We start from the raw sequence: 23191 nt of genomic DNA, 5'->3' as shown, positions 1-23191 counted from the left end.
CGAGACCACGATGGACACACTTCCGTTGTTATCGTTGATTGTGTTTACGCCGCTGCTTGCGGCCTTCATGCTGCTGTGGGTTCCGCAGGAGCAGGTGCAGGCCTTGCGCCGGGGTGCTTTGGTTTTCTCGTTGATCCCACTGATGCTTGCCGTCGGCTTGTTGCTCGGGTTCGATCCTGCGCGTGGTGAGCTTCAGTGGACGGAACAGGCCGCTTGGATCCCCGCATTTGGGATTCACTACATGTTAGGCGTCGACGGGATTAGCTTGTTCTTGGTGGTGCTGACCACTTTTCTCATGCCAATCGTATTTTTGCAGGCGTGGGATGTGCACAAGCGCGTGAAGGAATACCTGATTCTCCTGCTGGTCATGGAAACCGGCATGTTGGGAGCGCTCGTCGCAACCGACCTGTTCCTGTTTTACGTCTTCTGGGAACTCATGCTCATCCCCATGTACTTCCTTATTGGCATTTGGGGAGGGGAACGGCGTATTTATGCGGCGATCAAGCTCGTCCTCTACACAATGGCCGGAAGCTTGCTGATGCTGGTCGCGATTATCTACTTGTCGATCGCTCATCAGCAGCAAGTGGGTCAATACAGTTTTGCCTGGGAACATCTCCTACAGCTGCAACTTCCCCTCGAGGCGCAAAAGTTGTTGTTCGCTGCGTTTGCCCTGGCGTTTGCCATTAAGGTTCCAATGTTTCCACTCCATACCTGGCTTCCGGATGCGCATACGGAAGCGCCAACGGGTGGGTCGGTTATTTTAGCCGCGATCTTACTCAAAATGGGTACCTACGGATTTCTTCGCTTCGCGATCCCACTGTTCCCAGAAGTGGCCGTGCAGGCGATGCCGGTGATTGCTGCCTTGGCAGTGATTGGAATTATCTACGGGGCACTTGTGTGTATGGTGCAGCCGGACCTGAAGCGCTTGGTGGCGTATTCGTCGGTCAGTCACTTGGGTTTCGTCATGCTAGGCATGGCTGCGCTGAATCTGCAGGGAGTTCAAGGTAGCCTGTACCAGATGCTGAATCATGGGCTCTCGACGGGCGGCCTCTTTCTCGCGGTGGGGGTTATTTACGAGCGCCGACACACACGGCTCATTGCGGAATTCGGTGGGCTGTGGGCGAGGCTACCTATTTATGGCGCTCTTTTCTTGGTGGTGATGTTGTCTTCCGTGGGGCTGCCCGGGTTGAACGGCTTTGTGGGTGAGTTCCTCATTCTGTTGGGGGCATTTGGTCGCTTCCCTTGGGCGGCCGTTTTGGGAACCACTGGTGTGGTGCTGGGGGCGGTGTACCTGTTGTGGATGTTTCAGCGAGTGATGTTTGGCCCAATGACGAACCCGAAGAACAAGGCCCTCTCGGACTTGTCCGCGCGTGAGATTGCCATGTTTGTTCCTCTGGTGGCGCTGTTCTTTTTCATGGGCCTGTACCCTAAGCCGTTGCTAGAGCGAATGGAGCCGGCGGTGCGGGTAACCTTGGAACGGGTGGAGTCAAGAGTCAGAGCCGCTTCAGCCGCCTGTGGGGAGGAAGCGGTTTGTGTAGCGCAGCAAGGGAGCTTGCGATGAACTCCTTGGTGTTTCCCGATGTGGCTCTGCTCCCGTTGCTGCCGCTGCTGGTGATCACAGCAACGGCTGTCGCCGTGCTGATTGCGGACTTCTTCACCGAAGGCCCCGACTACGACGTCTTAGGCTGGATCGGTCTCGTCGGCCTGGCGTGTGCCGTGCTGTGCGCAGTTCCATTATGGAACCAGAGCGAAACGACGCTGGCGGGTGTGCTTGCGTTGGACCGGTACGGTTTATTTTTTACCGTCCTGTTCTGTCTTGGCTCTGGCCTCACGCTGCTCTTGTCGATGAACTACCTGGAGACCACCGACATCCGCTGTGGCGACTATTACACATTGATTTTGTTCTCGACTGTGGGGATGGTTCTCATGGCCGTCTCCCTCGACCTCGTCGTGATCTTTCTCGGGCTCGAGGTGATGTCCATTGCCGCGTATGCGTTGGCTGGAATCTGGCGCACGCAAGTCCGCTCAAACGAGGCAGCGCTGAAGTATTTCGTTCTTGGCGCATTCGCTTCGGGGTTTTTGCTCCTGGGAATTGCCTTCTTGTTCGGTGCTTCGGGGGAGACGCTCCTGCCTCGAATTGCAGAAGTTGCCGCCAAGGGCTCAGCCGACCAACGCCTACTCTTGACCGCTGGTGCCGCGCTGTTGTTGGTTGGCTTCGGGTTCAAGGTGGCGGCGGCACCGTTTCATAGCTGGGCCCCGGATGTTTACGAAGGTGCTCCAACGGCGATCACCGCCTTTATGGCAGCGGGCATCAAGGCGGCGGCGTTTGCGGCCTTTGTTCGTGTGTTTGTGGATAGCCTTGGCCCGTTGGCGGGAGACTGGCAAAACGCGGTGTGGGTGCTCGCTGTTCTCACCATGACTGTGGGAAATGTCAGCGCGCTGGTGCAACGCAACATCAAGCGGTTGCTCGCTTACTCGAGCATTGCGCACGCAGGGTACCTGTTGGTGGGGTTGGTAGCGGGAGGCAAGAGTGGAGCGGCAGCGGTGTTGTTTTACCTGACCGTGTACACGCTGATGACGCTCGGGGCTTTTGCAGTTGTGATTGCACTCGGGCGCCGCGGACAACCGAACGAGGACCTCGACCACTGGGCTGGCGTGGCCCTGCGGCGTCCGTTCTTGGGTTTTGCCATGACGGTTTTCATGCTGTCGCTGGCCGGTGTACCGCCGTTGGCCGGCTTCATGGGCAAATTTTATTTGTTCAGCGCTGCCCTCGAGGCTGGCTACGTGTGGCTCACCGTGATTGCGGTCGTGAATAGCCTCGTGTCCGTGTACTACTATGTCGGTGTGCTCGTGAAGATGTATATGGCTGAAGGGGTTACCGAAGTGGAAGCGCCGACCGCACGTCCGTATCTCTTCGCAGCGCTGCTCGCGACGCTGGGTGGAACGTTTCTCCTAGGGTTGTTTCCAACGCCCTGGTTCGAGATTGCCCGACGCTCAGTGGAGTCGCTGATTTGATGCGTGGGAAGCGCCTCGCAGTTGCGCAGTGTTGAGTGCAAGCCAAGTGGAGCGTTCGAGAACCGGCGCGCGGTGAAGGGCACGGAAGGCCTGAAACTGCATGCCGGCAGGAGCGTTGGTGCCCTGGTTGCTCTCGGCTTGGTCGCTGGTGTACGGGGAAAGTCATGGTGGAAAAAACCATTGAACTTACGGGCACGTCCACGTCGAGCATCGAGGAAGCGGTTAACGTGGCGATCGGCCGCGCAGCGGTCACCATTCAAAATCTGCGTCGCTTTCGCGTGAAGGAAGTGCGGGGCGTGGTGGAGAACGGCCTGGTGTCGCAGTGGCACGTGACGATTGAGTTGTCGTTCGTGGTCACGGAGCGCGTGCACGAATAATCAGGTTGGTCGCTGAGGAGCCGACGGTCATGCGGGCAGAGGGTCCTCAGGAGGTCGCTCCCGGAGTGTTTTTTCTTACGCTTCCGTTGCCGATGAAGCCGAGCCACGTCCATGTCACCTTGCTGCGTGCGGGTGATCAGTGGGTTCAGCTCGATTCGGGGATGTATACCCGTGAGGCTTGGAGTTCACTGAAGCAGCAGTGGGAATGGATTGGCTGCAAGCCCCACATGTTGCGAGCACTGGTAGTCACCCACCATCACCCGGACCATTTTGGAGCCTCTCGCCCGATCGCCGAAGAAACTGGCGCTTCCGTTTACTTGCACCCTGCGGAGGCTACGGCCGCGCAATACTATTTACGAGAGGAACATAGCCCCGAGGCGTTGCTGTTCTTTCGGCGGCATGGGATTCCCTTGGAGCGGCTCGGACCGGTACCTCCCGTCGGGAAATTTTGGGCGGAGTTTTATCGCCCAGCGTTACCGACGAATCCGCTCGCCGATGGGCAGGTCCTGGACTTTGGAGATCGGCGGGTTCAAGTGATTGCCACCCCAGGGCACACGGCAGGGCACTGCGTGTTCTTCTTGCCGAGCGAGCGAGTTCTCGTCGTCGGCGATCACGTTTTGCCGAAAATCACTCCGCACATCGGCCGATTCCCCGCCGGACCCGAAAACCCCTTGCGCGATTACCTGAACTCGCTCCGCAAGATCGAAAATCTGCCAGTGGATCTAGTGCTGCCCGCGCATGGGCGGTCCTTTTCTGACCTCAAGCGTCGTGTGGGCCAGATCCTCCAGCATCACGATTACCGGCTGCGAGAGATGCTTGCCGCCGTGCATGGGCAGGCACGAACAGCGTACGAGGTTGCATGCTTGGCGTGGGGGTTCGATGAAAAGGCACCGCTCCAAGTTCAGTTCCCAGCCACGTTCGAGGCGCTGGCGCACCTCGAATACTTGCAGGCAGAGGGACGGGTAGTGCGCCAGGATGAAGGCGAGCGGTGCTTGTACCGGGCTGTGCAGTAGAAGACTCCGCGTCGCGGCGGGGCGAGGGGTCGAGCAGATGGCGCTCGTCCCCTCGCCAGCTCCGTGTTCACAGAGACTTCTTGGCAAAGTACCAGTCGACCACTTCGACCGACGAGTCTTTTACCCGCTCCTCAGCCGCTTTTAACGTAGTCGGTGCCGGGACGATGACCTTGTCTCCCGGCCGCCATCCCTCGGGTGTTGCCACGCCCTTGGTTTTGTTGAGCTGCAGCCCTTGGAGGACACGCAGGATTTCATCGACGCTCCGGCCATTGGTGAGCGGGTAGTAGATCATGGCGCGGAGGATGCCTTCGTCGTCGATGAAAAACACGCACCGAACAGTAGCGGTGGAACTCGCACCGGGGTGGATCATTCCGTAAAGTTGAGCAACCTTCATATCGAGATCGGCGATCAGGGGATAATCGATCTTCACGCCGAAATGTTGCTCCATGTTCCGGATCCACGCCAAGTGCGAGTACACGCTGTCGATACTGAGACCAATCAACTGCGTGTTGAGCTTTTTGAACTCCTCATGCCGCCGGGCGAACTCCGTGAGCTCCGTGGTGCAAACGGGAGTGAAGTCCGCCGGATGGGAAAACAAGATCACCCACTTCCCGCGGAAGTCGGAAAGTTTGATCGGTCCAAACGTGGACAACGCCTCGAAGTCCGGCGCCGGCTCGTTCAACCGAGGCAGAGAACGTGCGGCTTGGGTTTCCATCGGTTAACACCTCCTTGTGTGCTGAAGGGAATTAGATTTTGCGCACGAAAGGCGCAGTGACTTTGGCACAAAACTATTGCAGAAGGCAAATGGGGCAGGCAACAGAGTCAGTCTCCCTCGATGGCCTTGCTCGGCGATTCGATTCGGACCAGCCGTGGATATGCTCCGGACATTAGGGGGCTCGACAGCAGAAAGTCGGCACTAGCCCGATTGCATGCAATTGGCACATTGTACACTACGGCAATGCGGAGGAGTGCCTTCACATCCACGTCATGAGGTTGGGGTTCTAAGGGGTCCCAGAAGAAAATGACAAAGTCCAGTCGGCCTTCAGCGATTGCTGCGCCCACTTGTTGGTCCCCTCCCAGTGGCCCACTGAGGAACCGATACACCTCAAGCCCAAGCTCTCGTTGCAGCAACGCGCCGGTAGTTCCGGTGGCGTAAAGGTCGTGCTGAGCAAGCGTGCCGCGGTTAAAGCGCGCCCAGTCGAGCAAGTCTGCTTTGCAGTTATCGTGCGCGATGAGGGCAATCCGCTTCCGGGGTTCCATCCAAATCGTCGGCATGGCAGTACTCCGCAACCTTGCTTTAGCAGCCTGCGAAGAAGGAATCGTTTCCGCGGCGTTGAGAAATGAAGACCGGCACATTTCTTAGCTCGGAGCGTTTGAGACAAGTTCAGGGCAAGAGTCGCCCCTACGGCTTGGGCATGGATGCGTGGTTGTGTGGGTGTTGAGGCCATGCTAACCGGCCCGAAACTATCACGCGGGAGGAGAAGCGTATGAAGATGTGGATGGCTACCGGCTGCCTGCTGCTTTGGGGTGCTGCGGCTGCCGCACAGGACGCCGGCAAAGTTGTCGAGTACTACAAGCGCAAGGCGAACGTGCCGCCGAATGCACAAGTAACCGTGAGCGAGCTCACCCCATCGAAGATCAAAGGCGCGAAGGCAGGCACAATCCAAGTGGGAAATCAAAAAGTATCGTTCCTGCTTTCGGACGATGGGCGTTACGTGGTTTTCGGCGAGCTCGAGGATCTTACGGTAGATCCATTTGCGGCGGTGATGCAGAAAATCGATTTGAAGGGACGCCCCTTTAAGGGGAACAAGAACGCGAAGGTGACCATCGTTGAATACTCTGACTTCCAATGCCCGTTTTGTAAGCGCGGTTACGACACCATCGAGAACCAGGTCTTGAAAGAATACGGCGACAAGGTGAAGTTCTACTACAAAAACCTGCCATTGAATTTCCACCCGTGGGCGGAGCCCGCGGCCGTTGCCGTCGAATGCGCTCTGGAGCAAAACGAAAAAGCGTATTGGAAGCTCTACTCCTACTACTTCGAGAATCAGAAGGATATCAACCCGCAGAACATTAAGGACAAGACTCTGGAGGCACTGAAGGACACTGGCATCGACATCGCGAAGTTTACCGACTGCTACGACAACAAGAAAACCTTGGATAAGGTGAAAGCGCAGGCGGCGGAAGCCCAGTCTCTGGGCATCCAGGGAACACCGGGTTTTATCATCAACGGCCGCGCGCTGAAAGGTGCCTACCCGTTCGAGCAGTTTAAAGCCATCATTGACGACGAACTTGCACGGGCAAAGTAGTTGGTGAACTTGCCTGAGGATACGGGCAGTGTTCCGGTGCGGAACACTGCCCGCTTTATTTTGGCTGCCGGGCAAGGAACCGTATCTGGATGTTATGGGCTCGGTGCGAAGTGGTCGAACTTGATGTGAGGGCCAAGCACCAGTTTCTCTGTTGCGAAGAAAACAACCTGAAACTGATCGCCTGGGTACAGGGCTGTTCGAGCTACGCCTCGGAGTGAGGTACTGCCACTTCCTTTAGCGACCGCTCTTGGGTAGCAGGCAAATTATGACAACGATTCTGCGGACAGAGGTATGCGACCGTTTGGGCATTGAGTACCCGATCATCCTTGCCGGCATGGGCGGAGTCTCGATGCATCGGTTGGTTGCGGCGGTCTCCAATGCTGGTGGGCTGGGTGTGCTGGGGGCTGCAACGCTCGACGCCGATGGGCTCCGCCGTGAAATCCGCAAAGTGCGGGAGCTCACTGATAAGCCGTTTGCTGTCGATTTGTTAGCGCCGATTCCCGACATGATCCGGCCGCAGATGCGGGTGATCTTCGAGGAGGACGTGAAAATTTTTGTTGCTGGCTTGGCAGTGCCTCGAGAGTTCATTGCCGAGATGCACGAGCGGGGTATGACGGTCATCGTCATGACGGGGAAAGTGGAGCATGCCATCAAGGCGGAGCAGGCCGGTGCCGACATGGTCGCGGCGCAGGGGACGGAAGCTGGTGGGCACACGGGCGAGGTAGGCACGCTTGCGCTCGTCCCCCAAACGGTCGATGCGGTGCGCATCCCCGTGCTTGCCGCTGGCGGAATCGCCGATGGGCGCGGAGTGGTGGCTGCTTTAGCCCTCGGGGCGCAAGGCGTGATCATGGGCACGCGGTTCATCGCGACCCCGGAAGCGCAAGCTGCTCCGGAGTACCGGGAGGCGATCCTGCGGAGCGGCGAGTCGGACACAATCCGCACCCGCTGTTACACAGGCAAGCCGGCGCGCGCCATCCGCAACCCGTACAACGAGAGCTGGGAACGACGGCGGGACGAGATCTTGCCGTTCCCCGCGCAGGTTGCACGCTCTGTTCAGGAGGGCGTGATGGACTATATGGGCGTGGCTGGCGGGGCAGACCCTGAACGCACGTTCATGCCCGCCGGGCAGGGGCTCGGGCTCATTCGCGACATCAAGCCGGCAGCCGAAGTCGTGCGCGACATTGTTCGAGAGGCAGAAGAGGTGCTCGTGCAATTGGCACGCAGGGTGCCACGGGAGAGGCTCAGGTCGACTGGCTAGTCGACCGCCGCGGGCTCCTGGCTGTTTCGATATTCTTCCCGGTAGATCCGCACGAACCCCACGAGGAGTGCGATGACCGCCGGAGCTAGGAAGACGCCGAGAAACCCGTAAGCTTGCAGGCCGCCGAGGATCCCGAAGAAAAGAAAAATGGTGGGAATCCGCGTGCGGCCACCGATGACCCAGGGGCGAATCACGTTGTCGATCGTTCCGACGATAAGAATCCCCCAGAGCACTTGAATGAGACCTTTGATTGGGTGCCCAGTCGCGAACAGGTACACCGCCACGCTGCCCCAAGCGAGGGGGGTTCCCATCGGTACGAGCGCCAACAGGGCGGTGGCGCAACCCAAGAAGATGGCAAACGGCACGCCCAGGACGACATAGCTAATCCCAGCCAGCGTTCCTTGCGCGGCTGCCGTCAGCAGGCTGCCTTGGACTACGGCGGTGAGCGCGTCAGAGAACCGGCCGAGGACAAGGTCGCGATGATGTGGCTCCATGGGGAGCAGTTCGCGTAACGCGCGCAGCATTCGTTCTCCGTCACGGAGCAAGAAAAAAAGGGCGACGGTGCAAAGAAAAAAATCCACGAGGAAACCCACGATGTTTTTGGCGATGGCCGTTGCTTGAGTAACCAGGAACCCGCTCACTGCGTTTGTGATTTTCACGCCGATGTTCCCCAAATCGATGTTCCACTGAGCCAGCAAAGGCCGCGCGTATGCCCATAGGTGCCCTAGCCAAGAATCCTGCAAGGAAACCCACCAGCGGTTCATGCCCCCCTCGCTGACGACCGCCGCAATGCGCTGGTAGAGCAACACGGATTCGTTTGCGACGAGAGCAAGCAGCAATAGTCCAGGAAGAATTACGCCACCGATCACTAGGGTTGTGAGCGTGAACGCAGCCCAACCGTCACGGCCGCGAAACCAGCGCACAAACCGCTGCTGGGCGGGGTAAAAAACCAGCGCCAACAAGGCTGCCCATGCCAGCGGAGCGAGGAACCCCTCGAACATCCGGTAGAGTTGGTACAAAAGAAAGAGAAAGACGCTAAAGAAGAATGCTGCAAAGAGCTGCGAGCGCGTCATTTGTGAAGGAAGGTACCAGCGCGGGTTTTGAGTCGCAAACAAGTCGCGTTGGCATGAACGGCGGTAGGACCATGGCCCCGGGAGCCTCTTTCGATGCGAATGTTATTTTGATCGGCATGCCTGCCTCCGGGAAAACCGTGGTTGGGCGGCTCCTGGCGCGGAGACTGCGGCGCGGGTTCGTCGATACGGATCTACTGCTCGAGCGTCGCGTGGGCTGTACTCCCGGAGAGTTGCTCGCGGCCGCGGGCCGCGAGGCCTTCCGCCGGGCAGAAGAAGCCGTAGTGCTGAATCTGCATACCCGAGCGGGGGTGATTGCCACGGGAGGCAGCGTGATTTACAGCTTGCCCGCGGTGGACCACCTGCGCCGGATCGGCATCCTGCTGTATTTAAAGGTAGACCTTGCTGTGCTGCGGTGCCGCGGGTTGGATTTAGCGGCGCGGGGCGTCGTGCGAGCACCAGGGCAAGATCTAGAAAGTCTCTATGCGGAGCGGGTTCCCTTATACGAGCGCTTCGCGGATTTGGTGATTGACGCCCATGGTGACGACGCAAGTGAAGTCGCCGAACGAGTCGCACGGGTGTTATTGGCGAAGCCGCATTGAACGAAAATCCACGCCCGGCCAGACCCGTTTGGACGGATCTGCTCGGTCGAGGTTATGGAGCGCGGCGGACTTGCCCGGCGCGATGGCCTATCGCGGCCTTTTCTCAGTTTAGGTCCCCAACATTATATGCCGAGCCGTCAGTGTGTAAAGCCGGTGCTGCGCTGCGTCTCGATCACCTGACGCAAAGCCGAGCTCATGTGTTAGAACACGTGGGCACTTGACGAATGGGCGATTCGCCGACCATGGTTGGCGGACTCTGCCTGGCGTGGGGTAGAGGCTGAATGAACACTCGGCAACGGCTGCGCTGCTACTCCATCTAGGGGCTGAGGGGCCGTTGGAGTTTCGGCGTAGGAGACACTGCTCACTGCACGCTCCGTCTAACAGCGCGCTAGCACATTGGTAGGCTTCGGAGCATACCGACGGGCAGTTCCTTGACGGCGGTCCGGTTGGTTGGTAGCACTGCCGCCACGCCCGAGTTGTGTGGGTTTGGTCTTAGGGCCGACTGGCAACTGGGCGCGATCGAAGGCACGTAGCTCAGTGGGAGAGCGCTTCCTTGACGCGGAAGAGGTCGGCGGTTCGATCCCGCCCGTGCCTACTTTTGGCGGAGAAATATCTTCGTTGAGCCAAGCTGGATCATGAAGGTCACCTATCCAGATGGGAGCGAGTTGGAGTTCGAGCCTGGCACTCCTGCGGGTCGGGCGCTCGAGGCCAAGGGTTTGCGCGGCCCCGACGTGGTCGCCGCTAAGGTGAACGACCAGGTTGTCGATCTCAGCCGCCCATTGACGGGGGATTGCAAGATTGAGCCGATTCCTGCCAACAGCCCCGAGGGATTGGAGGTCATTCGCCACTCCTCCGCTCACCTCATGGCGCAAGCCGTAAAACGGCTCTTCCCGGAGACACAGGTGACGATCGGGCCGGTGATCGAGAATGGTTTTTACTACGACTTCAGCCGTCAGGAGTCGTTCACGCCCGAAGACCTGGAGCGCATCGAAACTGTCATGCGGGAGATCGTCCGGGCTAACTACCCGATCGTACGGGAGGAATGGCCGAAAGAACAAGCCATCGAGTTCTTCCGTGGTCAAGGGGAGCGCTACAAGGTAGAAATCATCGAAGGCATCCCGGAGCCAGTGGTTTCCGTTTACCGGCAAGGGGAATTCGTTGATCTTTGCCGGGGGCCGCATGTGCCGGCTACGGGTTGCATTCCAGCTGTCAAGCTTACCGGTGTTGCCGGTGCGTATTGGCGTGGTGACGCACGGAACGAGATGCTGCAGCGGATTTACGGCACGGCGTGGGCCAGTCAGGAGCAGCTCGAGGCATACCTTAAGCGCTTGGAGGAGGCCCGTCAGCGCGACCACCGCCGGCTGGGCCAACAGCTCGACCTGTTTTCGCTCCACCCAATCTCCCCGGGATCGCCGTTTTTCCACCCAAAAGGCACGGTCGTTTACAATCTGCTCGTACAGTTCATTCGCGCTCTGTACCGCCGTTACGGCTACACGGAGGTAATCACTCCGCTGATTTTCAAGACTGAGCTGTGGAAAACTTCGGGTCACTACGACGCGTTTCGCGACGATATGTTCCTCATCCGGGTGGAGGATGAGGAGTACGGCATCAAACCGATGAATTGCCCCGGGCACTGTTACCTGTACGCAACCCGCAAGTATTCCTACCGGGATTTGCCCGTCCGTTTTGCGGATTTCAGCCGCCTGCATCGCCTGGAACCCTCAGGCACTTTGACCGGTCTCACCCGTGTTCGTTCCATGGCGCAAGACGATGCCCACATTTTCTGCACGCCGGAGCAGATGGACGCGGAGTTGGACCACTTTGTTGCCATGACCCGCGAGGTCTATGACGCGTTCGGATTTACCGATGTGCGGGTGAGTGTGCAGACTAGACCGGAGAAATTCCTCGGTCGCGTGGAACTTTGGGAGCGCGCCGAAGCTGCCCTGATGCGGGTTGCCGAGCGAACGGGCTATCCAGTGGTGACGCTACCAGGGGAGGGCGCGTTCTACGGCCCAAAGATCGGCTTCGACGTGCATGATGTTCTGGAGCGGTCATGGACGCTAGCCACGGTGCAAATCGATTGCGCAATGCCCGAGCGCTTTTCTCTGGAGTATACGACTTCGGCTGGTACTCCAGCGACCCCGGTGATGTTACACCGGGCTGTGTTGGGCTCCTTAGAGCGGTTCATTGCCATGTTGCTCGAACACACGGGGGGCGACTTACCCGCATGGCTGGCACCGGTCCAGGTGCGTGTACTGACGCTGACAGACCGTCAGGAAGCGTACGGTCGCGAGGTGATGGAAAAACTCCGGGCGGAGGGCTGGCGAGTGGAGCTCGATGACCGCAACGAAAAACTGGGGTACAAGATCCGGGAGGCGGAGCTGGCAAAAATTCCCTACTTGTTGGTGGTCGGCGATCGTGAGGCTAAGGAAACAAAGGTAGCCCCAAGGATTCGGAAGGCAGGTGCCGAACCATCAGTGACGTTGGAGGAGTTTGCCGCTCGTTTGCGACGAGAGGCTGCTCCACCGCTTCCGCTGTAACTGGAAAAAAGGAGCAAGAGGAGCATGAAGTTAAAGACGAATCGCGGCGCGGCGAAGAGGTTCAAGGTGACGGCGAAGGGCAAGATCAAACGCCGGAAGGCCTACCACCGCCACATTTTGACCAGTAAGAGCCCGAAGCGAAAGCGAAGCTTGCGGCAAGCCACTTTGGTTGATGCCACGAACGTAAAGGCAATTCGCCGGCTCTTGCCCTATGGATGCTAACTTGCTGCTCTTGTGAGCCGTAGCGGCAGGTGTTAGCAAGGGTGGCTTCGTCAAAAGGAGAGCATCTATGCCGCGAGCAAAGCGAGGGTTTAAAGCAAGACGGCGGCGGAAGAAAATCATGAAGCTCGCCAAAGGCTATGTTGGTGGACGCCGTCGCCAATACCGCCAAGCAAGAGAAACTGTGGAGCGCGGGCTCTGTTACGCCTATCGAGATCGCAAGGTTCGCAAGCGCGAATTTCGCAGCTTGTGGATTGCGCGCATCAATGCCGCCGCTCGTTTGCACGGCCTCAACTATAGTCAGTTCATCCATGGCCTGGGGAAAAGCGGCGTAGAGGTGGACCGGAAAGTCCTGGCCGACCTTGCCGTGTCTGACCCGCAGGCATTTGGCCACTTTGCCACCTTGGCAAAGAGTGCACTAGCTGCCGCTTAGCTGCTGGTCTTCCACCGAGCAGTGGTTCCGACCATGCGCTCACCGCTGTTGGGCGATTTGCGCCAACCAGCGGGAGCGTGGGGTCCTTCGCCGATGTTGGAGCGGTTAGATCATCTTTATCAAGAAGCATTGGAAGCACTGCGCGCGGCGAAGTCTGTCGCCGAGGTGGAACAGGTGCGCGTGCGCTTCCTTGGCCGAAACGGCGAAATCACCACGCTCGTGCGTTCGCTTCGCGACGTGCCGCCCGATGAGCGGCCACGGCTCGGGGCGAGGCTCAACACGGTGAAGGGTACGCTGGAAGCAGAAATCCGCGCGCAGTTAGAGCGCGTCCGCGACGCCGAAGAGCAAGAAAAGCTGCTTCGGGATCAGGTGGACGTGACGATCCCTGGCCGCCGACGGATTCTGGGTGCTTTGCATCCGGTTACCCAAACCATCGAGGAAATTGTCGATATTTTCGTGGCCTTGGGATTCGAGGTCGCTACGGGTCCGGACATTGAAGATGATTATCACAACTTTACTGCCTTGAACTTTCCTCCCGACCACCCGGCGCGTGACATGCAGGACACCTTCTTTGTGAGTGGCGAGCACCTTCTGCGCACCCATACCTCGCCCGTGCAAATCCGTGTGATGGAATCGCGGCAGCCGCCCCTACGCGTGGTTGTTCCTGGAGCCACGTACCGCCACGACGACGATTTGACTCACTCCCCGATGTTCCACCAAATCGAAGGGTTTTTGGTGGACGAGCGTGTGTCCATGGCGGACCTCAAGGGCGTGCTCACGTTTGCGATGCGTGAGCTGTTTGGGGCGGAAACCCAGCTACGCTTTCGCGCTAGCTTTTTTCCTTTCACGGAGCCGAGTGCCGAAGTGGACATTGCTTGCTTGATCTGTGGCGGACGCGATCGGCAATGTCGTGTGTGTAAGGGCTCCGGTTGGCTAGAGATCCTGGGGGCAGGGCTCATCGACCCGAATGTCTTCGCGGCCGTGGGCTATGACCCCGAAAAAGTGTCGGGCTTTGCGTTTGGCCTGGGGGTGGAGCGGGTAGCGATGCTCAAGTACCAAATCGCCGATATCCGCACTTTTACCACCAACGATATCCGTTTCTTGCGCCAATTCATTTAAGACAGCGAATCCATGCGGGTCAGTTGGAATTGGTTGCAGGAATTCGTGGAACTGACACACGCGCCTGAGGTGGTTGCGGATCGGCTGACGCAGGCTGGTCTTGAGGTCGAGAATATCGAGCTCCTCGGGACCGGGTTGGAGCAGATTGTCGTGGGTGAGGTGGTGGCCGTGTTGCCCGACCAGGCGCCTGTCGGAGGGACGTTGTGTACGGTGGCGGCAGGCGCTGAACAAGTCATCACGGCGGTTGCTTCTGCCCCGGTCAGCGTCGGGCAGCGTGTAGTGGTCGCATTGGCCGGTGCGCGGCTACCGGGAGGCGGGCGGGTCGAGGCGACCGAAGTTGGGGGTAGGACCGTACACGGTAAGATCTGTACCGAGGCGGACCTCGACTTGGGCAGTGATGAACGTCTCCCGGTGATCCTGCCAGCGGCGGTGCCGGTGGGCACGCCGGTCGCTGATGCTCTCCAACTCGGCGACACGGTGTTCGAGATTGCCGTCACACCGAACCGCGGGGACTGTCTGAGCATTCTTGGCATCGCGCGCGAAATTGCGGCGCTGACCGGCGAGCGGATGCGCCGACCGCGGATCCGCGTTGTGGAGCAGGGAAGTTCGACGGCTGAGCTGGTGCACGTGACAATAGCTCCGGAGGCGGCGTGTCACCGTTATGTGGCCCGGGTTTTCACCAATGTTCGCGTGGCTCCATCGCCGTTGTGGCTTCGCTACCGCTTGAAGGCTGTGGGACTTCGGCCGGTGAATAACGTGGTGGATATTACCAACTACGTAATGTGGGAGCGGGGCCAACCCCTGCATGCCTTCGACTACGACCGCCTTCCAGCGCGTGAAATTACAGTGCGCCACGCTGAGATTGCTGAGGAGTTTGTCACGCTCGACGGTGTGGCTCGCCACATTCAGCCTGGTGACCTCTTAATTACAAGCGGCGGGAAGACGGTGGCGTTAGCGGGGATTATGGGAGGAGCGGAGAGTGAGGTCACCGACAGTACCCAGAGGGTTTTGTTAGAAAGTGCTTGGTTTGTTCCGGCGTGTGTGCGCCGGACTGCGAAGCGCTTGGGATTGAGGAGCGAGGCTTCATACCGTTTCGAGCGCGGAGTGGATATTGAAGGCGTCGCGACGGCGTCGGACCGTGCTGGAGCGCTCCTTGTGGAGCTGTGCTCTGCGCGGGGAAGTAGCGGGCGCATCGACGTGTACCCGCGGCCCCATGAATCCGCGCCGCTTGCGGTTCGTGTTAGCAGGGTACAGGACCTGCTCGGTCTTCCCGTGAGCCGGCAAGAGGTGATGTCGTCGTTGCGGGCTCTGGGCTTTGACGTCTCTCCCGCGCCGCGCGGGACCATTGTCGTTACGCCGCCGAGCTATCGGCTGGATGTGGAGCGCGAGATCGACGTTGTCGAGGAAGTTGCAAGAATGCTGGGCTACGATCGTTTGCCCAGTACGTTGCCGCTTGCTCCGCTCGGGGGCCGGGGGCTTGGTTCATTGGAGCGGGTCCAGCGCGGAGTGCGGCGCTTGTGCGCAGCGCTCGGGTTTCACGAGGCTGTACCGTTAGCCTTCGCCTCTGCAGAGGAAAATGCCGACTTTCCCGGGCCGTTTCCTGGCCGCAGACCGGTGGCGTTGCGAAATCCCCTAGCGCATGAAGACGGGGAGATGCGCTTGAGTCTGCTATCCAGTTTAGTGCGGGCGGTGCGGCATAACCTTTCGCAAGACATCGAGGCAGTGCCCTTGTTCACCGTGGGTAAGGTGTTTTGGTGCGAGGCCCCGGAGGTTTATCAGGAACGCCTACACGTGGGCGGCGTCGTGTGCCCGAAGTTTGCGGAACACGGATTGGGGTGGCGAAAAAGGCGCGTCGAATTTGCCGACATCAAGGGTGTCGTCGAAACCATTTTAGAGTTCCTTGGTGTTCGCCAGTCGAGGTTTATCAAGGCCAAGGAAGCGGTGGGATTCCACCCGGGGCAAGCAGCGTTCGTTGTTGTTGAGGGCAGGCGCCTTGGCGTGGTTGGGGCGTTGCATCCTCGTTGGGAGCGGCGATATGAGCTCGCCTCTCCCTGCTGGGCCTTCGAACTTGACTTGGAATCTGGCCTCCAGTATCGTCGCGCGCGCTTTGCACCTCAGGCGCTGCCGCGTTTCCCGGCGGTGAAGCGGGATTTGGCAATCGTTGTCGACGAGGGGTTCCAAGCGGGCGACGTCATCGACTTTATCCGGCAATGGAGAGCAGCGGCGTGTATCGTCGAACATGCAGAGCTAGTGGATGCGTACTCTGGTCCTCCAATTCCGGCCGGATGCAAGAGCCTCACGTACTCTGTCTGGTATCGTTCGCCGGAACGAACGTTAACCGATGTCGAGGTCAACGAGGCACACGAGCGGCTGACGCAGGCGCTGGTCGGAAGCCTCGACGTTCGCCTGCGGTAAGTTATACGACGTAGGCGGGCGGGAGGAGCGGTGACCCTCACCAAAGGGGACATCATCGACCGGGTTTGTGCGCGCTTGCACTGCTCCCGCAACGAAGGGGCGCAGCTTGTCGAAGCTGTGTTCGAGCTGATCAAGGAACAGTTGGAGAAGGGGGAGAAGGTAAAGATTTCCGGTTTTGGGAACTTTACGGTGCGCGAAAAGCGGCCCCGGCGCGGACGGAATCCCCAAACTGGCGAAGAAATCGTCATCCGCGGTCGCAAAGTGCTCTCCTTCAAGCCAAGCAACGTTTTCAAGCGGGCCGTGAATCATCGGCAGCCGAGAGCCGGGGTCTCCCGCACCGCTGAGCACGCGTGAGGAGCGCCTTTAAGCGTCAACAGCGTGACTTTGGGCTGACAAAATCGAACATGGTAAGGCGTAACGTGCAGTTGGTGTCGGGGTGCTCTGCTGCTCGACTGGGCACAGCCGTTGCTGGAGGTCAAAGACGGAGCTTTCGCGTGATGGAGCATGAGCGCACAGTTGCCTCTTTGGTTGGCGAGGTTGCACGAACCCTTCTGTTGGCCCGGGCTGTTTGGGGAGCACGGGCTCAACTGCGTGTGTGCGACTTAACTCAGATTACGGCAGGAACCGAGACCGGAATCCGGAGAGTTTTGTACGTGTTCTACCGTTCCCGCTGGATTTGGTACGACTCGGAACGGGGGCTTGTGGGACTCACCGATCGCGGCACTGCCGCACTCGCGGGCGCGACTGAAGGTTTGCCATTTCGAGGCTTGGACACTCGATCACTGGCAAACAATTCTGGGTGAGCCTTTGCACGTGTGGCGCGGCTCGCTATAAGCTGGCGTCCTCAACAATAAGCAGCGATCGGTGCCCGTGGAGCTGATCGGGGCGTAGCGCAGCCTGGTAGCGCACTCGCTTGGGGTGCGAGTGGTCGTGGGTTCAAATCCCGCCGCCCCGATTCCTTCTGAGCATTTGCGACCGTTCGTTTGCCCAATCCGGAAGAGGTTGTTAGCTTGCGGCCGTGGCGATCTTAGTGAGCAATGACGACGGAATCGCGGCAGCGGGATTGCAGGCCTTAGTGGCTGCACTGGAAACTTTAGATGAGGTGTGGGTGGTCGCTCCGGACCGCAATCAAAGCGCCGTGAGTCATGCCCTGACCCTGCATCGGCCGTTGCGGATCGAGCCGGTGGCGGAGCGGCGGTTCAGCGTGGATGGAACACCGACGGATTGCATTAACCTGGCGCTGAATGCCGTACTGCCTGAACGCCCGCGCTTAGTTGTGTCGGGCATTAATCACGGTGCCAATCTCGGTGACGACGTGACATACTCGGGCACCGTTTCCGCAGCGATGGAGGCGACGTTGCTTGGCGTGCCGGCGATCGCTGTGTCCCTTTTAGGCGACGACAACTTTGATTTTACCACTGCCGCAGGATTTAGCCGGGCCTTGGCTGCGGTGGTGATGGCTCATGGCCTTCCTCCTGACACGCTACTGAATGTCAACGTGCCGCCGGGGCCTCCCCAATCAATTAAGGGTTACTTGCTGACGCGCCAAGGAAAACGGCGCTACAGCGATGCAATCGTGGAGAAGGTCGATCCCAGGGGGAAGAAGTATTACTGGATCGGGGGTGGTGAACTGAACTACGTTGCCGCCGAAGGCACTGACTTCGCGGCGGTCCACGCTGGGTACATATCGATTACGCCGTTGCACTTGGACCTGACGAATTACGCTTCATTGCAGCGCCTTGCGACCCTCCAGGTGCCGTGGCCGTAAGGCGGCGGTGGCCGGAACGCGCTGAGCGGCCCCGGGCAATATCTTGCGAACGTTCGACGCCGCCCCAGGCGCCGTCACTTTCCACAGGACAAGGGTGCCCAAAAGAGGTACAAAGTACGTCCCCGAACACAGTCGGCTAGGACGTACCATGGCGTTCCGTGTTGGTGCGTGGGTGGAAGCGGTAAAGAATCCGAAGGCGGCTCGCCTCTTGGTCGTAGCAGTGATGGTCTCCTGCGGGTGCAGTGGCGCCAGTCTTGTTTATCGAGTGCGGCCGGGAGACACGTTGTCTTCGATCTCGGCACGCTTTGGCGTGTCCGTTGCAGAGCTCGCTCGAGTGAACGGATTAGACGACCCGAACTGCATTCAAGCGGGCCAAGAGTTGCGAATCCCTAAGAGAGTTTCTTCCTCCGCTGCCGGGCTGGCAAACGGTCGATTGGCAACTCCTCTGCCGAAGGCTGCGGCTCGCTGGGTGCTTGCACGCTGGCAGGGGCAATTGCGTTGGCCTGTACCGAACGGGGTGCTGTCCTCGTACTACGGCCAACGGGAGAGTGGGTTCCATGCCGGCGTGGACATTCACGCTCCGGCAGGAAGCCCGGTGTTGGCTGCGGCCGATGGGGAAGTCATCTTTGCGGGCGAGTTGCGCGGTTATGGGAAGACAATCATGCTCGCGCACAAGGGCGGTTTGGTGACGCTCTACGCGCATAACCAGGCGCACCTGGTGCGAGAGGGGCAAAAGGTCCGCAAGGGACAAACGATTGCCCTGGTGGGAGAGACCGGAAAGGCCACCGGCCCGAATTTGCACTTCGAGGTTCGGCACGACAACGCTCTTCTCGACCCGTTGCTACTCTTGCCTCGAGCACCTTTAGTAGAACCTCGGCGCACGCAGGCATGGGGCGGTTAGCCGCGTGCTTGTTGGCATGGAATGCGTTCTGGTAGAGACGATTCCATATGACCGGTGAACTCACTGTTGCGGACCTCCGCAAGTGGATTCGTGACGTTCCAAACTTTCCCAAGCCTGGCATCATCTTCCGCGATGTGACGCCGCTGCTGGCTCACGGGCCTGCTTTCCACACGGCGGTGGACTGTCTCGCCGCCCCTTACGCCGGGGCGGTGGACATGGTGCTCGGGATCGAGTCGCGAGGGTTTATTTTTGGCGCCGCCGTGGCGTACGCTTTGCGTGCTGGACTGGCGGTGGTAAGAAAGCCGGGCAAGCTTCCGGCTGAGAAAATCCGCGCCGCCTACGAGCTGGAATACGGGACGGACGCCCTTGAGATCCATCGGGATGCGTTTGGCAGCCCGACGCGGGTGTTGATCGTGGATGACTTGTTGGCCACTGGCGGCACGGCGAGTGCGGCTTGCGAGTTGGTGGAGCGCCTTGGTGGTGAAGTGGTCGCATGTGCATTTGTGATCGAGCTGACGGCACTCGGTGGCCGTGAGCGATTGGCTCCCCGCAGGGTGTTGTCGTTGATCCAGTACTGAACGGCGGGCTGAAAGCGATGGCAGACGTGCGTAGGGAACGCGACTCCATGGGAGAAGTTACGGTTCCCGAGGACGCCTACTACGGCGCCTCGACGGAGCGTGCTCGGCAGGCGTTTCAGATCTCTGCGTTGCGTTTTCCCCGCCGCTTCATTTGGGCGCTTGGCCTAATCAAGGCAGCAGCCGCGCGCGTGAATACCAGCCTCCAACTGCTTCCCCGCCCCCTAGGCGAAGCCATCGAACGCGCGGCCCTGGAAGTCGCCGAGGGCAAGCTGGATAAGGAATTTGTTCTCGATGTTTTTCAAACGGGCTCGGGAACTTCCACTCACATGAACGCGAATGAGGTGATTGCTACGCGTGCCCGCGAGCTCTTGGGGCGCAGCCGCGCAGATCGCGAGGCAGTGCATCCGAACGACCACGTGAACCTTTGCCAGAGTTCCAACGACGTGTTTCCAACAGCGATCCACGTGGCGGCCTTGGATGCGCTCGAGCGCCACACCCTACCAGCCTTGCGTGAATTAGCCGCTGCATTCGAGCAAAAGGCGGAGGAGTTTGCCTCCGTGGTCAAGGCGGGACGCACCCATTTGCAAGACGCGGTGCCCTTGACCCTCGGGCAGGAGTTTTCCGGTTACGCAAGCACAATCCGCCACGGGATCGGCCGCTTGGAAAATACGCGGCCACACATTGCCGAGCTTGCCATCGGGGGCACTGCAGTAGGCACGGGTCTCAATGCTCATCCCGAGTTTCGGCGGCGAGTTATCACCGAACTGCGGCAGCTTACAGGGCTGATGTTCTCCGAGGCGAAGAACCCGTTCGAGGCTTTGCAGCAGCGCGACGCGGCGGTGGAGCTTTCAGGGGCAATTCGCACGGTGGCGGTGGGACTCATGAAGATTTGCAACGACCTGCGCCTGCTCGCCTCCGGACCACGCACGGGCCTCGCGGAAATCGAGCTGCCCGCGATTCAGCCTGGCTCGAGTATCATGCCGGGCAAGGTCAACCCCGTCATTCCGGAGGCGGTGAACATGGTGTGCGCGCGGCTACTTGGGAACGATGTGACGATTGCGGTGTCTGGGGTGAACGGCAATCTCGAACTGAACACAATGATGCCAATCATTGCGTATGCCCTGCTCGAAAGTTTGGAACTTCTCGGGAACGCAGCAGCGTTGCTTGCCGAGAAGTGTGTGCGCGGCATCCAGGCAAACCGCGGGCGTTGCCACGAGCATGCAGAGCAGTCGCTGGCTCTCATCACTGTGATTGCGCCGCGCATTGGGTACGACGAGGCGGCGCGCCTGTACAAGATCGCCCTGGAGCGTAATGCGTCGATTCGCGAGGTCTTGTTGGCGGAGGGCAAGCTGAGCTCGGCTGAAGTGGACGAACTCCTAGACTTGGAGCGGATGACCCGCGGCGGCCGGCTGTGACGGTCGGTGATGTTGCGAGGAAAGTTCGGTGCTTTTTGGGCAAGTCTCTTGACAGCCTTAGCGCTGGCGGCAGTGAGAATCGCTGGATGCGGGCAGCTCGGTTTGCTCGAAGAGAGAATTACCGACTACCGCCTGAATGCCCGCGGAGGCGGAGGCCCGCCCCACCCGGATATCCGCATTGTTGCCATCGATGATGCCAGCATCGAGCAGTTAGGGCGATGGCCATGGCCACGGAACGTTGTGGCAACATTGCTCCGAAAAATTGCTGCAGCCAATCCGCGGGTCGTGGCTATCGACATTGTGCAGTCGGAACCTTCGCTGCATCCCGGCGGTGAGGCAGAGGACGGCGCGTTGGTTCAAGCACTGGCGGAATCGCCGCTGTTTGTGCTCGGTTACTTCTTTGACTTCGAACGGCCCGCCCCTTCGGCACTTTCTGAGTTGGTTCGCCCCTATGATTTCGTTCGGGTGCAGAGCCCATTAGGCTTAGAACGCTTGCCCCCGCGCGGCGTGCAAATACCAACGCTCACCCCGAACCTCCTACCCTTGACTCGTACAGCCAAGGATCTTGGTTACTTCAATCTGATCCCTGACGGAGACGGCACGATCCGGCGTGCCGCTTTGGTTGTCCGTTATGGGGATCAGCTTGTGCCACCGCTCTCGATTGCCGCGCTTCGGCAAGCAACCGGCCGCCGTGCGCGTGTGCAGGTGAATGGCACCGGTGTGGCGGAGCTGGCGCTTGGAAATCAACGCTTGCCTGTGGATCGGATGGGGGCGTTACGAATCGATTTTCGGGGTGCGGGGCAAACCTTTCCGCATATTTCCGCAGCCGACTTGCTGCGGGACCGAGTGGCGCCTGACGGGCTTCGGGACAAAATCGTGCTCGTCGGGGTGACTGCCACGGGAGTATACGACCAGAGGGTCACGCCCTTCGACCCCGCGTTTCCTGGCGTGGAGATCCACGCCAATGTCATCGACAACGTTCTCCAAAATCGTTTTCTGATCGACCCCTGGTGGGGCGGATTGGCGGAGGCCCTGGCGTGGTTGGCGCTCGCTTCGATGATTGGATGGCTCGTGGTGCGTCTGCGCGGCTTGACGGGGGCGCTCACCGCGGTGTCGATCGTTGGCCTTTACGGGCTGGGTTGCGAGGTGCTTTTGCGCCGACACGGCTTGGTGGTGCCGGTGCTCTGGCCCACGCTCGCGGCCGTGCTCGCACTGATCTCTGGAACTGTACACCGGTATCTTTGGGAAGAGCGAGAGCGGCGTAAAATCCGCCGCGCACTGGAGTTGTATTTGAGTCCTGCGGCCGCGCAGTTGGTGAGCGAGCATCCGGAGCGTTTGAAACTGGGAGGAGAAAAGGTCGAGTGCTCGGTGCTGTTCTCCGACGTGAAGGACTTCACGTCCCTGTCGGAGCAACTAGCACCAGAGGTGCTCGTTGTGTTGCTGAACTCCTATCTCGGCGCAATGACCGACGTTGTATTTGCCCACGAGGGCATGCTCGACAAGTACATAGGGGATGGGGTCATGGCCGTTTGGGGTGTGCCGCTCCCGCAACTCGACCACGCCGCCAAGGCCTGCCGCGCCGCATTGGCGATGCAGGATCGCGTGCAACACCTGCGTGCGAAGTGGCGATCAAAGGGCTGGCCCGAGCTACAGGTGCGGATCGGCATCAACTCTGGACCGGTGGTGTTCGGAAACATGGGTTCCACGGAGCATTTGAGCCTCACGGTAGTCGGAGATAACGTCAACCTCGCTGCACGACTGGAAGGGCTGAACAAGATCTACGGGACGCGCATCCTCCTCACGGAGGCGACAGCACAGGCTCTAGGAGATCAGTTTCTGATTCGCGAAATCGACACCGTTCGCGTTAAAGGGCGCGAACAACCGGTTCGTATCTTCGAGCTCATGGCCGAAGGTGAGGCGGCCTTGGACGAGGGAAAGCGTGCGGCTTGCCGTCAATTCGAGCTTGCGTTGAGCGCCTACCGGCGGGGCGAGTTCCAGCGAGCCGCAGAGGAGTTCGCCCTGCTGGCCAATGGGCCTACGAGCGATCCAGCGGCCCGATTCTTTTTGCTCCGCTGCCGGGCATTGCTGCAAAACCGCCCGCGCGAGTGGGCGGCAATCACGGAGCTCGACGAGAAATAACCGGACAGATCCAGGAGTTG

At 59.6% G+C, this 23191-nt stretch carries 22 protein-coding genes and 2 tRNA genes; 21 read left to right on the top strand and 3 right to left on the bottom strand.

The genetic code is table 11. The features are described 5' to 3' along the window. The first annotated feature begins 10 nt into the window (after window positions 1-10). The 4 genes from N3C12_11140 to N3C12_11125 all read left to right on the top strand — a co-directional run bounded on the left by N3C12_11140 (window position 11) and on the right by N3C12_11125 (window position 4405). Window positions 11-1561, top strand: coding sequence for an NADH-quinone oxidoreductase subunit M (locus N3C12_11140; GenBank protein ID MCX8072992.1), 1551 nt, complete (start codon window positions 11-13; stop codon window positions 1559-1561). Further along, complete coding sequence (locus N3C12_11135; protein MCX8072991.1) at window positions 1558-3015, top strand: NADH-quinone oxidoreductase subunit N; 1458 nt, start codon at window positions 1558-1560, stop codon at window positions 3013-3015. Before N3C12_11140 ends, N3C12_11135 begins: the two co-directional genes overlap by 4 nt. A gap of 164 nt (window positions 3016-3179) precedes the next feature. Beyond that, window positions 3180-3392 (top strand): dodecin family protein, encoded by a 213-nt coding sequence (locus N3C12_11130; GenBank protein MCX8072990.1) that lies wholly within the window; start codon window positions 3180-3182, stop codon window positions 3390-3392. A gap of 29 nt (window positions 3393-3421) precedes the next feature. After that, window positions 3422-4405 carry an MBL fold metallo-hydrolase gene (locus N3C12_11125; GenBank protein MCX8072989.1) on the top strand — a complete coding sequence of 328 codons (984 nt, stop codon included), beginning with the start codon at window positions 3422-3424 and terminating at the stop codon, window positions 4403-4405. A 67-nt stretch (window positions 4406-4472) separates the two neighbouring features. Here N3C12_11125 and N3C12_11120 read toward each other — a convergent pair whose 3' ends face one another. Beyond that, window positions 4473-5120: a peroxiredoxin gene (locus tag N3C12_11120; GenBank protein MCX8072988.1), complete on the bottom strand. Its 648-nt coding sequence runs from the start codon at window positions 5118-5120 to the stop codon at window positions 4473-4475. A 107-nt stretch (window positions 5121-5227) separates the two neighbouring features. Then, window positions 5228-5680, bottom strand: a complete 453-nt coding sequence (locus N3C12_11115) for a methylglyoxal synthase (GenBank protein ID MCX8072987.1) — start codon at window positions 5678-5680, stop codon at window positions 5228-5230. Between the two features lie 212 nt (window positions 5681-5892). Here N3C12_11115 and N3C12_11110 point away from each other — a divergent pair, with 212 nt between their 5' ends. After that, entirely contained in the window at window positions 5893-6714 is an 822-nt protein-coding gene (locus N3C12_11110; GenBank protein MCX8072986.1) for a DsbA family protein, read from the top strand. A 265-nt stretch (window positions 6715-6979) separates the two neighbouring features. Next, window positions 6980-7972 carry a nitronate monooxygenase gene (locus tag N3C12_11105; GenBank protein MCX8072985.1) on the top strand — a complete coding sequence of 331 codons (993 nt, stop codon included), beginning with the start codon at window positions 6980-6982 and terminating at the stop codon, window positions 7970-7972. Here the strand turns inward: N3C12_11105 and N3C12_11100 are convergent. Further along, on the bottom strand, window positions 7969-9045 hold the full coding sequence (locus N3C12_11100; GenBank protein MCX8072984.1) for an AI-2E family transporter: 1077 nt from the start codon (window positions 9043-9045) through the stop codon (window positions 7969-7971). The genes N3C12_11105 and N3C12_11100 overlap by 4 nt on opposite strands. Before the next feature lie 53 nt (window positions 9046-9098). Here N3C12_11100 and N3C12_11095 point away from each other — a divergent pair, with 53 nt between their 5' ends. The 15 genes from N3C12_11095 (at window position 9099) to N3C12_11025 (ending at window position 23171) form a co-directional block, all read left to right on the top strand. Beyond that, on the top strand, window positions 9099-9644 hold the full coding sequence (locus tag N3C12_11095; GenBank protein MCX8072983.1) for a shikimate kinase: 546 nt from the start codon (window positions 9099-9101) through the stop codon (window positions 9642-9644). A gap of 523 nt (window positions 9645-10167) precedes the next feature. After that, a tRNA-Val gene (locus N3C12_11090) sits at window positions 10168-10239 on the top strand. Window positions 10240-10279: 40 nt separating this feature from the next. Next, on the top strand, window positions 10280-12184 hold the full coding sequence (gene thrS / locus N3C12_11085) for a threonine--tRNA ligase (GenBank protein MCX8072982.1): 1905 nt from the start codon (window positions 10280-10282) through the stop codon (window positions 12182-12184). Between the two features lie 24 nt (window positions 12185-12208). Continuing rightward, window positions 12209-12406: a 50S ribosomal protein L35 gene (gene rpmI, locus N3C12_11080; protein MCX8072981.1), complete on the top strand. Its 198-nt coding sequence runs from the start codon at window positions 12209-12211 to the stop codon at window positions 12404-12406. 67 nt (window positions 12407-12473) lie between these two features. Next, on the top strand, window positions 12474-12836 hold the full coding sequence (gene rplT, locus N3C12_11075; protein ID MCX8072980.1) for a 50S ribosomal protein L20: 363 nt from the start codon (window positions 12474-12476) through the stop codon (window positions 12834-12836). A 93-nt stretch (window positions 12837-12929) separates the two neighbouring features. Further along, on the top strand, window positions 12930-13955 hold the full coding sequence (pheS, locus tag N3C12_11070) for a phenylalanine--tRNA ligase subunit alpha (protein ID MCX8072979.1): 1026 nt from the start codon (window positions 12930-12932) through the stop codon (window positions 13953-13955). 12 nt (window positions 13956-13967) lie between these two features. Beyond that, on the top strand, window positions 13968-16370 hold the full coding sequence (gene pheT / locus N3C12_11065) for a phenylalanine--tRNA ligase subunit beta (GenBank protein ID MCX8072978.1): 2403 nt from the start codon (window positions 13968-13970) through the stop codon (window positions 16368-16370). 30 nt (window positions 16371-16400) lie between these two features. Further along, window positions 16401-16724: an integration host factor subunit alpha gene (locus tag N3C12_11060; protein MCX8072977.1), complete on the top strand. Its 324-nt coding sequence runs from the start codon at window positions 16401-16403 to the stop codon at window positions 16722-16724. Between the two features lie 140 nt (window positions 16725-16864). Beyond that, entirely contained in the window at window positions 16865-17173 is a 309-nt protein-coding gene (locus N3C12_11055) for a hypothetical protein (protein MCX8072976.1), read from the top strand. 78 nt (window positions 17174-17251) lie between these two features. Next, a tRNA-Pro gene (locus N3C12_11050) sits at window positions 17252-17325 on the top strand. Window positions 17326-17388: 63 nt separating this feature from the next. After that, window positions 17389-18138: a 5'/3'-nucleotidase SurE gene (surE, locus tag N3C12_11045; GenBank protein MCX8072975.1), complete on the top strand. Its 750-nt coding sequence runs from the start codon at window positions 17389-17391 to the stop codon at window positions 18136-18138. Window positions 18139-18286: 148 nt separating this feature from the next. Then, complete coding sequence (locus N3C12_11040; protein ID MCX8072974.1) at window positions 18287-19039, top strand: M23 family metallopeptidase; 753 nt, start codon at window positions 18287-18289, stop codon at window positions 19037-19039. A 47-nt stretch (window positions 19040-19086) separates the two neighbouring features. Then, window positions 19087-19617, top strand: coding sequence for an adenine phosphoribosyltransferase (locus N3C12_11035; protein MCX8072973.1), 531 nt, complete (start codon window positions 19087-19089; stop codon window positions 19615-19617). A gap of 17 nt (window positions 19618-19634) precedes the next feature. Then, on the top strand, window positions 19635-21032 hold the full coding sequence (locus tag N3C12_11030) for a class II fumarate hydratase (GenBank protein ID MCX8072972.1): 1398 nt from the start codon (window positions 19635-19637) through the stop codon (window positions 21030-21032). 48 nt (window positions 21033-21080) lie between these two features. Further along, a complete protein-coding gene (locus N3C12_11025) occupies window positions 21081-23171 on the top strand; it encodes an adenylate/guanylate cyclase domain-containing protein (protein MCX8072971.1) in 2091 nt (696 codons plus the stop codon). The last annotated feature ends 20 nt before the right edge of the window (window positions 23172-23191 follow it).

Source organism: Candidatus Binatia bacterium, from assembly GCA_026415395.1.
Classification (GTDB): Bacteria; Desulfobacterota; Binatia; order HRBIN30; family HRBIN30; genus HRBIN30.
The sequence above is the reverse complement of the archived record's forward strand: the minus strand, read 5'-3'. Positions and strand labels throughout refer to the sequence as shown.

Bases quoted from the DNA above. Each gene is read 5' to 3' on its own strand.
- N3C12_11140 (MCX8072992.1), top strand. From the start codon at position 11: ATGGACACACTTCCGTTGTTATCGTTGATTGTGTTTACGCCGCTGCTT.
- N3C12_11135 (MCX8072991.1), top strand. From the start codon at position 1,558: ATGAACTCCTTGGTGTTTCCCGATGTGGCTCTGCTCCCGTTGCTGCCG.
- N3C12_11130 (MCX8072990.1), top strand. From the start codon at position 3,180: ATGGTGGAAAAAACCATTGAACTTACGGGCACGTCCACGTCGAGCATC.
- N3C12_11125 (MCX8072989.1), top strand. From the start codon at position 3,422: ATGCGGGCAGAGGGTCCTCAGGAGGTCGCTCCCGGAGTGTTTTTTCTT.
- N3C12_11120 (MCX8072988.1), bottom strand. From the start codon at position 5,120: ATGGAAACCCAAGCCGCACGTTCTCTGCCTCGGTTGAACGAGCCGGCG.
- N3C12_11115 (MCX8072987.1), bottom strand. From the start codon at position 5,680: ATGCCGACGATTTGGATGGAACCCCGGAAGCGGATTGCCCTCATCGCG.
- N3C12_11110 (MCX8072986.1), top strand. From the start codon at position 5,893: ATGAAGATGTGGATGGCTACCGGCTGCCTGCTGCTTTGGGGTGCTGCG.
- N3C12_11105 (MCX8072985.1), top strand. From the start codon at position 6,980: ATGACAACGATTCTGCGGACAGAGGTATGCGACCGTTTGGGCATTGAG.
- N3C12_11100 (MCX8072984.1), bottom strand. From the start codon at position 9,045: ATGACGCGCTCGCAGCTCTTTGCAGCATTCTTCTTTAGCGTCTTTCTC.
- N3C12_11095 (MCX8072983.1), top strand. From the start codon at position 9,099: ATGAACGGCGGTAGGACCATGGCCCCGGGAGCCTCTTTCGATGCGAAT.
- thrS (MCX8072982.1), top strand. From the start codon at position 10,280: ATGAAGGTCACCTATCCAGATGGGAGCGAGTTGGAGTTCGAGCCTGGC.
- rpmI (MCX8072981.1), top strand. From the start codon at position 12,209: ATGAAGTTAAAGACGAATCGCGGCGCGGCGAAGAGGTTCAAGGTGACG.
- rplT (MCX8072980.1), top strand. From the start codon at position 12,474: ATGCCGCGAGCAAAGCGAGGGTTTAAAGCAAGACGGCGGCGGAAGAAA.
- pheS (MCX8072979.1), top strand. From the start codon at position 12,930: ATGTTGGAGCGGTTAGATCATCTTTATCAAGAAGCATTGGAAGCACTG.
- pheT (MCX8072978.1), top strand. From the start codon at position 13,968: ATGCGGGTCAGTTGGAATTGGTTGCAGGAATTCGTGGAACTGACACAC.
- N3C12_11040 (MCX8072974.1), top strand. From the start codon at position 18,287: ATGGCGTTCCGTGTTGGTGCGTGGGTGGAAGCGGTAAAGAATCCGAAG.
- N3C12_11035 (MCX8072973.1), top strand. From the start codon at position 19,087: ATGACCGGTGAACTCACTGTTGCGGACCTCCGCAAGTGGATTCGTGAC.
- N3C12_11030 (MCX8072972.1), top strand. From the start codon at position 19,635: ATGGCAGACGTGCGTAGGGAACGCGACTCCATGGGAGAAGTTACGGTT.